15 protein-coding genes are annotated in these 14488 nt (G+C 71.3%); 4 read left to right on the top strand and 11 right to left on the bottom strand.

The genetic code is table 11. The features are described from left to right. Nucleotides 1-227: 227 nt before the first annotated feature. Nucleotides 228-1010 carry a DUF2470 domain-containing protein gene (locus AB0K37_RS13430; RefSeq protein WP_363979468.1) on the bottom strand — a complete coding sequence of 261 codons (783 nt, stop codon included), beginning with the start codon at nt 1008-1010 and terminating at the stop codon, nt 228-230. A 66-nt stretch (nt 1011-1076) separates the two neighbouring features. On the opposite strand from AB0K37_RS13430, the gene rpsD reads away from it, so the two are divergent. Further along, nucleotides 1077-1682 (top strand): 30S ribosomal protein S4, encoded by a 606-nt coding sequence (rpsD, locus tag AB0K37_RS13425; protein WP_363979465.1) that lies wholly within the window; start codon nt 1077-1079, stop codon nt 1680-1682. A 125-nt stretch (nt 1683-1807) separates the two neighbouring features. Here the strand turns inward: rpsD and AB0K37_RS13420 are convergent, their stop codons facing one another. The 10 genes from AB0K37_RS13420 to AB0K37_RS13375 form a co-directional block, all read right to left on the bottom strand. After that, nucleotides 1808-2305, bottom strand: a complete 498-nt coding sequence (locus tag AB0K37_RS13420) for a MarR family winged helix-turn-helix transcriptional regulator (RefSeq protein WP_363979462.1) — start codon at nt 2303-2305, stop codon at nt 1808-1810. Nucleotides 2306-2418: 113 nt separating this feature from the next. After that, nucleotides 2419-3420, bottom strand: a complete 1002-nt coding sequence (locus tag AB0K37_RS13415; RefSeq protein ID WP_363979460.1) for a hypothetical protein — start codon at nt 3418-3420, stop codon at nt 2419-2421. 23 nt (nt 3421-3443) lie between these two features. Further along, nucleotides 3444-4736, bottom strand: a complete 1293-nt coding sequence (locus AB0K37_RS13410; protein WP_363979457.1) for an MCE family protein — start codon at nt 4734-4736, stop codon at nt 3444-3446. Then, the gene (locus tag AB0K37_RS13405) at nt 4733-5860 is read right to left on the bottom strand and encodes an MlaD family protein (protein WP_363979454.1); all 1128 of its coding nucleotides are present in this window, start codon (nt 5858-5860) and stop codon (nt 4733-4735) included. Before AB0K37_RS13405 ends, AB0K37_RS13410 begins: the two co-directional genes overlap by 4 nt. Further along, nucleotides 5860-6942 carry an MCE family protein gene (locus AB0K37_RS13400; protein ID WP_363979451.1) on the bottom strand — a complete coding sequence of 361 codons (1083 nt, stop codon included), beginning with the start codon at nt 6940-6942 and terminating at the stop codon, nt 5860-5862. The genes AB0K37_RS13405 and AB0K37_RS13400 overlap by 1 nt, the downstream gene beginning before the upstream one ends. Next, on the bottom strand, nt 6942-7964 hold the full coding sequence (locus AB0K37_RS13395; protein ID WP_363979448.1) for an MCE family protein: 1023 nt from the start codon (nt 7962-7964) through the stop codon (nt 6942-6944). The genes AB0K37_RS13400 and AB0K37_RS13395 overlap by 1 nt, the downstream gene beginning before the upstream one ends. After that, nucleotides 7964-9043 (bottom strand): MlaD family protein, encoded by a 1080-nt coding sequence (locus AB0K37_RS13390; protein ID WP_363979445.1) that lies wholly within the window; start codon nt 9041-9043, stop codon nt 7964-7966. Before AB0K37_RS13390 ends, AB0K37_RS13395 begins: the two co-directional genes overlap by 1 nt. Continuing rightward, entirely contained in the window at nt 9040-10143 is a 1104-nt protein-coding gene (locus tag AB0K37_RS13385; protein WP_363979442.1) for an MCE family protein, read from the bottom strand. Before AB0K37_RS13385 ends, AB0K37_RS13390 begins: the two co-directional genes overlap by 4 nt. Further along, the gene (locus AB0K37_RS13380; RefSeq protein ID WP_179846536.1) at nt 10140-10994 is read right to left on the bottom strand and encodes an ABC transporter permease; all 855 of its coding nucleotides are present in this window, start codon (nt 10992-10994) and stop codon (nt 10140-10142) included. The genes AB0K37_RS13385 and AB0K37_RS13380 overlap by 4 nt, the downstream gene beginning before the upstream one ends. Continuing rightward, complete coding sequence (locus tag AB0K37_RS13375) at nt 10994-11797, bottom strand: ABC transporter permease (RefSeq protein WP_363979438.1); 804 nt, start codon at nt 11795-11797, stop codon at nt 10994-10996. The genes AB0K37_RS13380 and AB0K37_RS13375 overlap by 1 nt, the downstream gene beginning before the upstream one ends. Before the next feature lie 322 nt (nt 11798-12119). Here AB0K37_RS13375 and AB0K37_RS13370 point away from each other — a divergent pair, with 322 nt between their 5' ends. The 3 genes from AB0K37_RS13370 to AB0K37_RS13360 all read left to right on the top strand — a co-directional run bounded on the left by AB0K37_RS13370 (nt 12120) and on the right by AB0K37_RS13360 (nt 14342). Further along, nucleotides 12120-12662: a MarR family transcriptional regulator gene (locus tag AB0K37_RS13370; RefSeq protein WP_363979435.1), complete on the top strand. Its 543-nt coding sequence runs from the start codon at nt 12120-12122 to the stop codon at nt 12660-12662. 186 nt (nt 12663-12848) lie between these two features. Then, a complete protein-coding gene (locus tag AB0K37_RS13365) occupies nt 12849-13634 on the top strand; it encodes a lytic transglycosylase domain-containing protein (RefSeq protein ID WP_363979432.1) in 786 nt (261 codons plus the stop codon). Nucleotides 13635-13670: 36 nt separating this feature from the next. Next, on the top strand, nt 13671-14342 hold the full coding sequence (locus AB0K37_RS13360) for a helix-turn-helix domain-containing protein (protein ID WP_360350750.1): 672 nt from the start codon (nt 13671-13673) through the stop codon (nt 14340-14342). The last annotated feature ends 146 nt before the right edge of the window (nt 14343-14488 follow it).

Raw genomic sequence — 14488 nt, 5'->3', positions numbered from 1 at the left:
GCCGGACCACCGGCCCGGCCGAAGGCGCCGCGTCCCCGGCCGGCCGGTACCGTCTCGCCGCCGGCCCGCCCACCCCGCAGGGGCGGACCGGCGGTCGAGGCCGTCCGGCCGGGGAATGAAGCGGCGTCCTCGACCGGAGACTCGATCATCGCCCGGGCGGGGGCCCGCCCGCCATCCGGGAGATCACTGGCATTCGGCGGGGTTTGTACGTACCGCCTCCCCCCGTACTACGGGGTCGCCCTGGCGAACAGCCTCCGGTACACGCTCCGCAGACCGTGGAGATCACTGACGGGCTCGGCGAACGGGAGCCGCACGTCGAACGACGACGGCACGTCCGGCGGCGGCGCCGAGCAGCGCAGCCACATGCCGTACCGGTCGAGCCCGAGCGGGCGGACGGGTCCGGGCGGGACGGACTCCGGAAGCAGCCGCGGCAGTTCGGCGCGGTGGGCGGAGTCCAGGTGCGTCAGGATGCCCGCCTCGACGGCGACGAACGGGTCGGGCGCGGCGCCGGCGTACTCCTCCGGCTCCAGGGCGGCGCTCCCCCAGGCGTCGTCGATCTCCACCTGGGCGACGTCGAGGGCGAGGACCGTCCATTCGCGGCGGCCGCCCCGCCCGGCGCCGAGGTCGAGCAGTTCGGGCCGCGGGTGCGCGTGGGAGAGGCGCAGCACGGCGGCGCGCAGCTCTCCGTCCGGCACCTCGCTCAGCCAGCCGTGCAGCCGGGCCCGGCCCCGGACGCGGTCCGGCAGCGGCACCGGAGCGACGTCGCTGATCCGCAGCGTGGCGGGCACGTCGTCCTCGCCGGCCAGGGCCGCGGCGATGGGCGCGTCCGCCCGGACGAGCAGCAGCGGCCGGCCGTCCCGGTCGGTCGTGTGCGCCGGGACGGGGGCGTGGGGGACGCCCGGCGCGACGAGCACGCCGTCCGCGACGCCGTAGGCGAGGGTCCGCGCGCGCTCCGCGGCCGTGGGGCCCTGGATGGTGTGCGTGGCCTGCGTGGTCTCCGCTCGCGGCACCGTGCCTCCTTGACGTTTCAGGTTAGGCTTACCTAACTTAGGCTTACCTAACCATTAAGGAGCGTGATGAACAACCCCCGTCCCAAGGTGCGGCTCTCGCGGGCCCTCGGCATCCCGCTGACGCCGAAGAGCGTGAAGTACTTCGAGGCGCGCCCCTACCCGCCCGGCGTGCACGGCCGCGCCCGCAAGCAGGAGAGCGACTACAAGGTCCGGCTGCGCGAGAAGCAGCGGCTCCGCGCGCAGTACAACATCCGCGAGGCGCAGCTCCGCAACGCCTTCGACAAGGCCGCCCGGACGGGCGGCAAGACCGGCGAGGCCCTGCTCGTCGACCTCGAACGCCGCCTGGACGCGCTCGTCCTGCGCGCCGGTTTCGCCCGGACGATCTACCAGGCCCGCCAGTTCGTCGTGCACCGCCACGTGCTGGTGAACGGCAGCCGCGTGGACCGCCCGTCCTACCGGCTGCGGCCCGGCGACGTCATCACGGTGGCCGAGCGGAGCCGGGCGATGGTCCCGTTCCAGGTCGCGGCGGCCGGAGGGCACGCCGCCGAGGTCCCGCCCTACCTGGAGGTCCGGCACGACGCCCTCGCCGCCCGGCTCGCCCGGCTGCCGGAGCGCGCCGAGATCCCGATCGTCTGCGACGAGCAGCTCGTCGTCGAGCACTACTCCCGCTAGCGCGGTGTCCGCGAGGTCGACCCGGTCGACGGCGAAGTCGCCGTGTCGTCTTGCCGTGTCGCTCTTATCAGTGCTCGCAGAAGGGCAACACGACGCCAGTCAGGAAACCGGTGCCCGGCACCGGGCTAACGCAGGTCGCCGAGTTCCTCGCGGGCGGTGGTGCGCAGGACGCGCAGCGCGTCCACGAGGACGCGGCGCTGCTCCTCGGTGAGAGGGCCCGCGAAGTGCGCGCGGAGCGTCTCGGCGTGCACGCGCAGGGCCTCGTCCAGCTTCGCCCGGCCGGCCGGGGTCAGCGCCACGTTCTGGCGGCGCCGGTCGTCCGGGGCCGGCTCGCGGCGGACGAGCCCGGCCTCCTCCATCCGGTCGACGATGCGGGTCATGCCGCCGCTGGTCAGGATCAGCTCGCCGGCCAGCCCGCCCATCGACACCGCGCAGTCGCCGCCCTCGCCGGACAGCCTCAGCAGCACCTCGAAGACCGCGTGCCGGATGCCGCAGCGGCGCTCCAGCTCGCGGCCGGCGATCCGCTCCAGCACCGACGCCGCGCCCAGCAGCGCGCCGAACTCGTGCACCAGCGCGTCCGGGACGGCCGTGCCCTGCCCGTCCTGCTCCGTCACGATCGACATGATGCCCCCGCCTCCGTCCGGCCGCCCGTCAGCCGCACAACACCGTCGTCCGCATAACGCGCGAGCGCCCCGCACGGCTTCCGTGCCGGGGCGCTCGCTCGGGCCTCGCGGGCTCAGTTCTTCGGCTTGCCGCTCTTCTCCGCCGCGGGCGACTTCGACGCGCCCCCGCTCGGGACGGCCGGCAGCTGGTTCTGCTGGTTCTGGTTCTGGTCGTTGACGCCCGACGCGTACTGCTTGGTGACCTTCCACGTCCCGTCGATCTTGGCCAGGGCGAGGCGGAGCAGCGTCGCGGGGGCCGCGGTCGCGCCCTCCTTGGTCCGGACGTCGATGTCGACCATGACGACGGCCGTGGCGAACCTGCCGTCCACGCTGCCGACGAAGACCTGGTTCGTCTTGGACGTCAGCGACAGCTCGGGGTTGTTCTTGAACGTCTCGCCGAGGCTGGGCAGCGTGGTGTTCTTGAAGCTCTCCAGCAGGTCGCCCCCCATGAGCTTCTGGGCCTTGTCCATCTGCGTCTGGTAGTTCTGCGCGTTGTAGTTGAGCGCGACGTCGCCGTAGGCGGACGCGACCTCGCTCACGGCGTCCCGCTCGTCCTGCTTGGACGACAGGGAGCTCGCGCTCGTCCACTGCCAGATCGCCAGGCTCGCCAGCAGCGCGACCAGGACGACCACCACGACCGCCTGCACCATGCCGAGACCGAAGACGCCCGGCCGGTCCGGCGAGGAGGCCGCGGCGCTCGGACGTGCCGGGGCCTTCTTCGGCGTCTCCTCCTCGACCTCGTCCTCCGGCGGTTCGAGGCGGGTCGGGCGCGGCTTGGGCCTGGCGGCGGGCTCGGCGGGGGCCGTGGCCGCGGGCTTCGCCGCCGGCCCGGCCGGACGGGCCGGAGCCTCGTCCGGGGCCTCCTCGTCCTCGGCGTCGAGCGCCTCCAGAACCTCGTCGAGGTCCTCGTCGTCGATGACCTCGATGACCCGCACCCGGCGCTTGCGCTTGGCGGCGGGCCGGGCGGGCCGCCCGGCGGCCTCCGGCTCCGCGGCCTCGGTCGTCTCGGGCGCCGCCTCCTCGGCCGGGACCGCCTCGACCTCGTCGGACCCGCCCTTGGTGGTCTTGGCTGTCACTTCGGATACTCCTCGGGTTGGGGTCAGTCCTTGCCCCGACGCAGTCGGGAAAGGCGGGACACCACGGGCACCGAGCCCATCATGACCCTGATCAGCACCAGAAGGGCGATGATCGGGGGAACGTACACCAGCCAGATCGGCGGTCCGCCGGGAGAGTCGCTCTCGTTCGCGGCCTTCCTGGCCTGCACGTTCCGCTGGAGGGCGGGATCGTGGGTGGGGATCGTCTCGCCCGGGTTCTTCGCCTTGTAGGGCTTCTGCTTGGTCACCGCCGGGGTGCGGCCGCCGGGGCAGGTCGGAATCCGGTTCACCGCCGGCTGCGCGCGCGGGTACTTGTACTCCAGCGTGGCGAGCCTCTTCAGCGTGACCTGGAAGACGACGTTCAGGACCGGCTGGCCCTGGTCCCTTCCGATCACGTTGTCCAGGACGACCTTGAGCTGCGGCGCCACCGCGAGCGTCTTGCGCAGGTCGTCGAGGTAGTCGGGGTCGTAGCTTCCGATGCCGAGGTTGCCGAGCATGTCGACGGCGCAGCCGAAGTCGGGACCGGTCTGGTCGAGCAGGTCGTTGACGGTGGCGAGCAGGCCGGGGCCGCGGTCGCGCAGCTCGGCGATCTGCCCGCGCACCTGGCTGAGCGCGGCCATGAGCGCGGCGAGGTTGTCGATCCCGGCGCCGAGCGAACCGCGGTTCTGGTTCAGCACGTGGGTGATGCGGCCGAGGTCGTTGGTCAGCCCGTCCAGCAGCTCGGTGTTCTGCGCGAACGTCTGGGTGAGGTCGTCGCTCCCGTTGATGATCTGGCGGAGCGAGTCCTCGCGCCCGGCCCATCCGGCGGCCAGCTCCTGGGTGAGCACCTTGGCGTCGTCGGGGTCGATCGCCTTCAGGGTGTCGATGACGGCGCCGAACAGGTCGCCGTACTTCGGCGGGACCTTCGTCTGCGACACCGGGATGACGGTGCCGGGCTTCATCGGCGGGGCGCCGGACCTGCCCGGCCCCGGCGTCAGCTCGACCACCGGCTCGCCCACCGCGGACTTGCGCGCCGCGGCGGCGGTGACCCCCTGCGGGATCTTGACGCCGCGCTCCATGTCCAGCCGGACGACGACCTTGTCCTTCTCCAGCCTCACCGAGTCGATCTTGCCGACCCGCAGGCCGAGATAGTCGACCTCGAAGTTCGGGTGCAGGCCCGGCGAGGACTCGAACTCCACGGTGATGTGGTACGGCCGGTCGATGAAGTCGAAGCGGACGACGTTGTTGAACGCCCACACGACCATCACCGCGGCGAGCACGCCGAACGCCGCCAGGTTGATCGTCAGCCGTCTGTTCATCCGCGCGGCTCCAGGATCTTGTCGAGGTCCGGAAGGGCGCCCTGGAGCTGCTTGGGGATCTCCGGCGTCCCGGCCTTCTTCTTCTTGGGGCTCTGGCCGAGGCCCGGGAAGATCGGCGTCCCGTCCGGCCAGACGATCCGCAGCAGCGGGTACAGCAGCAACTGGCCGTCGTAGGTGGCCCGCGGCAGCTTGTCGGTGAACTCGACCAGGCCGTCCACCAGCGCCGTGAGCCGCTTGCGGTTGCTGCCGAGCTGCTGCAGGACGGGGTCGAGGTCGCGCAGCAGCGAGCGGAACCGCTGGATCCGCCCCTCCAGCACCTTGTCGTTCAGCTCGTGAGCCGTCTTGGTGAGCTTGTCGACCATCTCGATGATCTTGTACTTGTCCTTGTTCAGCAGCCGCGTGGTGCGTTCGAGCTGCGCGGGCGTCTCGTTCAGGGCGTCGCTTCCCCTGGCGAGGGACCGGCCGAGCCGGGCGAACCGGTCGACCGACTCGCCGAGCTCGCGGCGCTGCTCGGCGAACATCCCCAGCAGCGCGTTCACCTGCGCGATCGTCTTGTTGAGCTTCTGCCCGTTGCCGTCCAGGGCGGTGGCGCCCGCGTTCACGACCGTCGCGACGTCGTCCCCGGCCAGGGCCTGGATCAGCGGTCCGGCCTGCCCGACGACCTGCTCGAACGCCGGCTGGACGCTGGTGTCGGTGATCGCCGCGCCGGTGGCCAGGAACGGGCCGCGGTCCATGCTCGCGCCGGGCGGCATCTGCAGGTCCACGTAGTTCTCGCCGAGCAGCGAGGTCACCTTGATCTCGGCCCGGGTGCCCCGCGGGATCTTGACGTCGTCCTTGATGGCCAGCGTCGCCTTCGACCGGTAGCCGGCGAGCTCGACCTTCGTGACGGTACCGATCGTGATGTCGGACATCTTCACGCTGTGCCCCGCGACGAGGCCCTGCGCGTCGTCGAACGTGGCGGTCAGCGTCAGGCCGCCCTTCGGCGCGCCCGCCGTCTTGTAGGAGCAGCCGGAGACGGCGAGGGCCGCGGCCGCGACGAGCACCAGCAGCAGCCGGCCGCCGGCAGCCGCGCGGCGCCGTCCGACAGCCACGCGGCGCTGTCCGGCGATGAGGGGCCTGCCCATCAGTTGCCTCCGTTCTGCCAGGGACAGTTGGAGTTGGGTGCGGGCAGCGGGCAGTCGACGTCGTCGGAGTTCATCAGGCCCTTGAGCCAGGTCCGCAGGAACGCGTCCGTGGCGAACCGGATCTGCAGCGACTTGTTCTTCGGGTTGTAGCCGCCGATGAGCGCGTCGCTGATGCCGGGCAGCACGCGGATGAGCTGCGCCAGCTCCCTGGCGTTGCCCTTGAGGATCAGGGCCGTCCGGGTGAGGACCGCCAGGTCGTAGGGCAGGTTCCCCTTGTACTTGCGCAGCAGCTTGTCGCCGTTCTTCGCCAGCTCCAGGATGCCGCTGATCAGCTGCTGGAGCTCGCCGCGCTCGGAGCTCAGCACCTGGCTCGCGGTGCCGAAGTCGCGGATCATCGTGCCGAGGATCTGCTCGCGCCCGCGCACCACGCCGGCCAGCCGGCTGAGGTTCTGCGCGACCTCGATGAGCTCCTTGTCCTGCCCGGCGACGTTCTCGACGAGGCGGGCGCTCTGCTCGAGGGTCGCGTTGAACTCCTTGCCGTTGCCCTTCACCGTGTCGGCGGCCGTGCCGAGGGCGGTCTGCATCTTGGTCGGGTCGAGCGCGTTGGCCAGGTTGGTGAACGAGCTGAGCGCGTCGTCCACCTCGACGGGCACGTGCGTGCGCTCGATCGGGATGACGTCCGCGGTCTCCTTGGCCTCCCCCGGCTTCCACGCCGGATGCAGGACGAGGTTGCGCTCGCCGATCAGGTTCAGCGGGACGATCGAGGCCTGCACGCCCTTCGGCAGCGGGACGTCCCGGCGCAGGTGGAACGTGACCTTCACCCGGTCGCCCTGGTTCTCGACCTTGTCGACGAGCCCCACGTCGGCGCCCATCACCTTGACCTTCGACTCCTTGTAGAAGGAGCGGGCCTTCGGGACGTAGACGACCATGGTGCGCTCGCCGCCCGCGGACGGGGCGAGCGAGCAGCCGCCGAGCGAGGCGGTCATGGCGAGGCCGAGCGCGACGGCCACGCCGCGCAGCCGGCCGCGCCCGGGGACGGAGCCGGGGCCTCCGGGGGGCCGTTCCCCCGTGTCGCCGCTCATCAGTTGCCTCCCTGCGGTCGCCGCGTGGAGATCGGACCGGCCGGCTGCAGCGGGCCGAGCCCGGTGAGCAGGCCCTCGATGTACTGGCCGTTGCCCTTGAGGTTGGCGACCTGCTGGAACGTCGGGCCGAGCAGCGAGAAGTCGGTGTTCAGCGCGTCCATGTTGGGCGCGAGCCGGGTCGTCAGCAGGTGCAGGTTGTCCAGCAGGGTGTCGAGCTCCTTCTGGTTCCTGGAGATCACGTTGGACAGCGTCCGGACGGTCCGGCTGCCCTGCCCGATCGCCGCGGCCAGCTCGTTGCGGCGCCGGACGAGCGACTGGAGCAGCACCTGGCTGGCGTCGATGATCTGACGCAGCTCCTGGTCCTTGCTCGCCAGCGTCCCGGTGATGGTCTTGCTGTTCTCGATCAGCCGCTGGATCTCCGGATAGGAGTCGTTCAGCGTCCGGGACAGCTCCTGGATGTTGGCCAGGATGCGGCCCAGCTTCACCGCCCCCGGCGACTTGATCTTGTTGATCTCGGTGAGGAGCTTGTCGACGCTGCGCTGGTCGAGCTTGCCGACGATGTTCTGCGCGCCCTCCAGGGCCTCCGGCACGGTGAACGGGACGCTCGTGCGCGACAGCGGGATCCGCCGCCGCGACTCCGGCACGTCGGCCAGGTAGGGCTTGGAGACCGGGCCGGACAGCCGCAGGTACCGGCCGCCGAGCAGGGTCGTCGTCTGGATGTCGGCGCGGGTCTTCGGGCCGAGGTCGATGCCGGCGTTCACGTGCCAGGAGACGATGACCCTGCCGTGGGCGAAGTCGGGCTCCACGGAGGTGATCCGGCCGGACTTCACCCCGGCGACCCGCACGTCCTGGCCCTTCTTCAGCCCGGCGGTGTCGCTGAACTCCCCGCTCATCGTGTAGCCGCGGTCGAGCAGGTGCAGCTGGCCGAGGGCGAACGCGAACACGCAGCCCGCGCCGAGCGCGGTCAGGGTGACGATCGCGACGATCTTGTGGTTGACGTCGCGGAGCGACTTCAGCGCCATCAGCCGCCACCCCCCGTCAGCATCTTCCTGAGCTTGGTGAGGTCGTCCTTGCTGGGCTGCCCCGCGCCGGGCGACCTCGGCAGCTCCATCGGGAACGGGCAGGGGCCCTGCACGACGTTCAGGCAGAGCGCGTTGGTGCGCAGGTAGTGGCCGCCGTTCGCGGACGCGAACAACTGCCGGAGGGTCAGCGGGAGCTGCTGCACCATCTTCTCCAGCTGGTCGACGTTCAGCCGGAACGTCTCGCTGAACCTGCCGAGGTTGGCGATGATGCGGGCGAGCTGCGCGTCGTTGCCGCCGAGCACCTGGTTGAGGTTGGTGGTGACGCCCGCGACCTCCACGACCGCGCTCTCCAGCAGCTTGCGGTTGTTCGCGAAGACCCGGGTCAGCGACTCCAGGTTGTCGGCGCTGGCGGCGATCTGCCGGTCCCGGGTGGCGATCGCGTCGCTCACCGTCTCGTAGTCGTCGATCATCCCCTTGATCGTCTTCTTCCGGGCCGCGAACGTCTGCAGCAGCAGGTCCAGGTTCTCGGTCAGCAGCGAGATGTTCTGCTCGTTGCCGTCCAGCGCCTGGGAGAAGGCGAACAGGATCTTGTTGAGCTGGTTCGGGTCCAGGTTGCGGGTGAGCGGGCCGAGGCTGTTGACGATGGCGCCGAGGTCCACCACCGACCTGGTGTGCGGGACGCGGTCGCCGTCGCCCAGCCTGCCCTGGCTCGACCCGGGCTCCAGGTACACGACCCGCTGCCCCATCACGTTCCGCCAGCGGATCGCGGCGGTGGAGTCGGAGGGCAGCCGGACCTCCTTGTCGACGGCCATCTTCACCACGGCCTTGCCGCGCACCACCTTGATGCTCTCGACCTGGCCGACGGGCGTGCCCGCCACCTTCACGTCGTCGCCCTCCAGCAGGCCGGTGACGTCGTCGAACGTCGCGGACAGCCGGTAGCGGGACTTGAAGCTCGTGCCGAGGATCTGCTGGCCGATGTAGAACGTGAGCAGCCCGGTCACCGCCACGAACACCACGAACTTCAGGATCGTGGTGTACTCGGGCCCGCGCGCGGTCTTGCCGCGCAGCCGCGGGCTCACGGCCGCGTCCCCGTCGCCGTGCGGCGCTGCCCGCCCTGATGGCCGCCCGCGCCGGGGAGCGGCACGTCGAACGCGGTCGTCTTGGGCTTGACCGGGCAGACGTCGATGAGGATCTGGCAGATGTCCAGCGGGAGGTCGTCGCGTGCCTGGGCGATCAGGGTGCCCTCCGGGCCGGGGATGCGGATGATCTGCGCCAGCAGGCCGAAGAACCCGGTCAGGCTGTCGAGGAGCACCGGGACGTTGCGGCGCTGCCCGTTGAACACGCGCACGACCTGGCCGCCCGAGTCGATGATCTTGCCGAGGTTGCGGCCGTGCTGCTCCAGGTTCGTGCCGACCGTCTGGCCGAGCCGCGCCGACTCGTCCAGCAGCTGGGTGACCTTGTCGGGCTTCTCGTTGACGACCTGGGAGAGCCGGTTGAAGTCCCCGGCGAACCGGGTGAGGGTGTCGCCGCGCGACTCGAACGTCCCGGACAGGCCGTTGATGTCGTTCAGCAGCGACTGGATCGCGGCCCGGTCCTTGTAGGTCGCGTCGACGACGATCGCGCCGTTGTCGATCGTGCGGCGCAGCGCCGGCCCCTGACCGGAGAGCCCCGCGCCGAACGTGTGCAGGATCGTCGCCACGTCGTCGGGGTTGATCGCCCGCGTGAGCCGGTAGGTGGGCCAGGCCGTGTCCGACAGCTCCTGCGGGTCGTTGGTCTTCGCGATGCGCCCGCCGTCCTTGAGGTAGGGGCCGGTGAGCTCGTGCGCGCCGAGGTCGAGGGCGAGGTCCTTCGGGCCGAACACCGAGACCGGCTCGACCGTCGCGACCGCCGTGTCGGCCACCTTGACGCCCTTGTCGACCCGGAGCCGGACGGTGACCCTGCCGTTGCGGTCGAGCTTGACGGTCTCGACGGCCCCGACCGCGATCCCGCGGACCTTCACGTCGGACTTGCCGGGGTCGAGCCCCTGCCCGGCGCGGCCGAACGTCGCGTCGTAGTAGGTGGAGCCCGCGTGGGACGGGGTGGAGCCGACCGCGACGAACGCCGCGGCCGCCGCGATGACGCCCGCCCCGACCAGCCCGAAGACCGTCCGGGAGCGGCTCGACATTGATTCGTCGCTCATCCGGTCAGCCTCACCGTGCTGCCGTGGCCCCAGAAGATGTACGACAGGACCAGGTTCATCAGGATCATCAGGATGGTCGACTCCCGGATGGCGCGGCCGGCGGCGACGCCGACGCCGACCGGGCCGCCCGCCGCGTAGTAGCCGCGGTAGCAGTGGATGAACATGATGATGAAGGCGAACACCGCGACCTTGATGACGCTGTAGAACACGTCGATCGGCGGCAGGTAGAGGTGGAAGTAGTAGTCGTAGATGCCGGGTGAGAGGCCGAAGTACTGGATCGTGATGAACCTCGTGGCGAAGAACGCCATGAACAGCGAGACCAGGTACAGCGGCACCAGGGCGATGACGCCCGCGGCGACCCTGGTGCACACCAGGTAGGCCAGCGAGTTGATGCCCATGACCTCCAGCGCGTCGATCTCCTCCGAGATCCGCATCGCGCCGATCTCGGCGGTGAACCCGGTGCCGACCTGCGCGACCAGCGCGACGCCCGCGATGATCGGGGTGACCTCGCGGACGTTGGAGTAGCTCGCGACCAGGCCGGTGAACGCCTCGGCGCCGATGCGCTCCAGACCGGGGTAGCCCTGGAGGCCCACCATGGCGCCGGTGGCGAGCGACATCGTCGCGATCACGAAGATCATGCCGCCGCCGATGACGAGCGCGCCCACGCCGACGGTGATGTCGCTGACCTGCTTGGCGAGGGTCTTGCCGTACTTGCGCCGGATGATGATGTCGAACAGCAGGTGGTACAGGACCCGGCCGAGGAACACCGGCAGGTCGGCCGACGCGGCGAGGCCCGCGGTGCGGCCCCTGACGGCGCGGCCCAGCTTGCGGACGGGGGATATGGCGACCATCAGAACCTCGGGGGGAAGAGGACCTGGTAGATCATGGTGAGGATGTAGTTCGTCGCGAACACCACGATCGAGGTGACGACCACGGCCCGGTTCACCGCGCGGCCGACGCCGACGGGGCCGTAGTCGCAGTTCATGCCCATGTAGCAGGCGACCGCGGCGGCGATGAATCCGAACACCCACGCCTTGAACAGCGTGATCATCAGGTCCGAGAACTGCAGCAGGGTGGTGGCGCCGTCGAAGAACGCGCCGGGGCTGACGCCCTGCTGGATGACGTTGAAGTAGTACCCGCCGATGACGCCCGCGAGGATCACCACCGAGCAGAGCAGTCCGGACACCGTGCTCGCCGCCCACAGCCTGGGGGTGACCAGGCGGTGGATCGGGTTGATGCCCATGACCTCCATCGCCGCGAGTTCGTCGCGGATGTTGCGGGCCCCCATGTCGGAGGTGATGGCCGATCCGCCCACGCCGGAGACCAGCAGGGCCGCGGCCAGCGGCGCCACCTGCTGGATCATCGCCGCGGTGAGCAGCGCCCCGGTGCCCGACTGCGCGCCGAGCTGCCGGGCGATGTCGCCGACCTGGAGCGAGATGGTCGCGCCGAGCGGCACCGCGATGAGCATGACCGGCACGCTCGTGACGCGTGCGAGGAACCAGCACTGTTCGACGAATTCGCCCCACCACTGGCGCAGGTCCCAGGTGCGGCGCAGCCCCTCCAGGAGGGTCACGCACAGCAGTCCGGTCTCGTCGAGTGCTCTCTCGACGCGTCTGCGTGCCAGGTCCGGGGCCTTGGTCAGGCTCAGGGCCATCAGCCGGTGCCCTCCCCCGGGGCGGGGTTGAGAAGGGTCACTCCAGCCTCCTTCGTGCTCGGACGTCGGCGCCCATCCGAAACACCGGATCCTGCCGGTACCGCGGGGGCGCCCTCGTCATGGTCGTTCGCGCGCCACAGCGGTCTCGGCCGAGACCGGTACCACAGGCGACTCCGCGCACCCTCCAGAGCACACGGGCTCCGCCTGTGATTTGAGGCACTCTATTGGAAGAAGGTCTAAGAAGCGAGTACTTACATCTGGTTTTGTCCGAAGCTACGATCAGCCGGTGCAGACCGAGGCGCGACGAGGCGTAGAAGACGAGATGAACGACGGCGTGGACCCGCTGGTCATGGGCGTGCGCGACCGCTGGGAGGGCCAGGGGCTGCTCGGCGACCCGTGGCCGTTCCTGGCGATCTGTTCGGTCGGGCGGCTCAACCAGCTGCTCAAGAAGGCCCTGGACGTGGAGCTGAAGCGGCTGGACCTCACCCGGACCGGCTACTTCCTGCTGACCACGCTCGCCCTCACCGTCCACGGGCGGGCCCGGCTGAGCACGCTCGGCCGGATCCTGATGATGCACCCGACGACGGTGAAGCTCACCGTGGACCAGCTGGAGGCGGGCGGGCTCGTCGGCCGGACCCCGCATCCCCGCGACCGGCGCGCCACGCTCGTCGAGATCACCGCGGCGGGACGGGAGCGGGCCAACGAGGTGAGCATGGCGCTGGAGGCGCCCGGAGGCGCGCTCGCGGCGTTCGACGGGATGCACCGCGAGCTGTTCGAGGCGCTGCAGCCCGCGCGCCTGGCCGCCGGCGACGTGGAACTGCTGAACCCCGGCGGGGAACGCGGCCGTGGACGACGGGACGGGTGAACCGGGTATCGTCCGGCCTGCGTACTTGCTCTTCGAGAGCACCACACCCGGGCGATAAGGCAGTCTTCTCCTATGCCACAGAGTCACGGCACACGCAGACGTCCCGCCGAGGAAGCCGGAGGCGCTCAGGGGAGCGCGGGGGGCCGTCGCGGCTCCAGGAGGGCCGGCACGAGGCGCGCCGCGCGCGTGCCGGAGCCGCGCACGTCCGCCGACGCCCGCGGCGCGGGAGGACCCCACGGGCCTGATCCGTCGGAGCCGGACGACCCCCGCGGCCCGTACGAGGAGCTGGAGGCCCTCCGGGAGCCGCGCGAGGGCGGGCGCCGCGTTCGGCGGGTGCTCACCAGCAACGTCACCATCACGATCGTGGCGATCGGCGCGCTCGGCGGCGCGCTGACGGTGGTCGACCTCGGCAGCTTCGTCGACGACGCCGGCGAGCCGCCCAAGGCCGCGAGCGCGGGGCTGTCCACCAACGACATGCTCGCGAAGCTGACCTCGGCGTCCGACATGGACAAGGTCGCGGCCGACGCGGTCGCCGTCGCCAAGGAGCGCGCCTACAAGGAGCACCAGCGCGAGCTGAAGCGGCTCAAGGAGAAGGCCAAGCGGGACGCGGCGGCGCGGGCGAAGCTCAAGGCCCAGCAGGAGCGCGAGCGGCTCGCCAAGTCGAACCCGAGCGCCGGGCAGAACAAGGCGTACGGGAAGAAGATGAACGAGCTCAAGGGATGGGGCCGGTGCTGGCCGTCCCTGCTGACGCTGTGGAACCATGAGAGCGGCTGGAACGAGCGGGCCGAGAACCCCTCCAGCGGCGCCTACGGCATCCCCCAGGCCCTGCCGGGCTCCAAGCTGGCCAGCGCGGGCGCCGACTGGCGCACGAGCTCCCCCACCCAGATCGCGTGGGGGCTCGGCTACATCAAGGCGCGCTACAAGGACCCGTGCCTCGCCTGGGACTGGTGGCAGGCGCACAACTGGTACTGAGCCCACCAGGGCGGCCCGGCCTGAAACAATGGGGGGATGCGGACGAGCAGGGCGCGCCGCGCCGGCGACGAGCGGGCGAACGGCACGGGTGAGGGCGCCGGAGCCGAGGGCGGCGCGAGCCGCCAGTGGGCCCGCGCCGACGCGACCCGCCAGGCGCTGCTGACCGCGGCGCTGCGGGTCTTCGCCGACCGCGGCTACGCCGACGCGGGCATCGCCGAGATCGTGGAGCGGTCCGGCATCAGCGTCGGCAGCCTCTACCACCACTACGGCGGCAAGGCCGGCCTGTACGTGGCGCTCTGGGAGGACCTCACCGAGGAGCAGGAGGCGAGCGCCGCGCAGGCGGTGTCCGCCGCCCGCAAGGACGGCGAGTCCGACCCGATCGCGCTGTTCATCGCGGGCGCCCGCGCCTACCTGCGGGTGTGCTGGGAGCGGCGGGAGGCCGCCCGGCTGTTCCTCGCCGGGGAGGGCCCGTCCGGGTCGTCGCTGATGCGCCGCAGCCGCGCCCAGCACTGGATCGCGCAGAACACCAAGCTGCTGCGCGGCCCGTCCGGCGACGCGCCCGCCGGACGTCCCGAGCAGGTGCTGAGCCTGGTGCTCACGACGGTGATCGGCGAGGCCGGGCGGGAGATCGCCACCGCGGAGAACGAGGCGGAGGCGGCCGAGATCATCGACGAGGTGTGCCGGATCCTGATCCGCCTGGCCCGCTGACGCCGGCTCCTCCGGGGGGCCGGGCCTCACCGCCGCGCGCGCGTGCCCGGCGCCTCGACCTCCCAGCGCAGGATGTCCGAGAGCGCGGGCGCGGGCGGCGCCGGGACCGGCCGGACGGGCCGGCGAGGCGCCGCGGGCAGCGGCCG

The organism is Actinomadura sp. NPDC049753 (assembly GCF_040674655.1).
Taxonomy (GTDB): domain Bacteria; phylum Actinomycetota; class Actinomycetes; order Streptosporangiales; family Streptosporangiaceae; genus Spirillospora; species Spirillospora verrucosospora.
The sequence above is the reverse complement of the archived record's forward strand: the minus strand, read 5'-3'. Positions and strand labels throughout refer to the sequence as shown.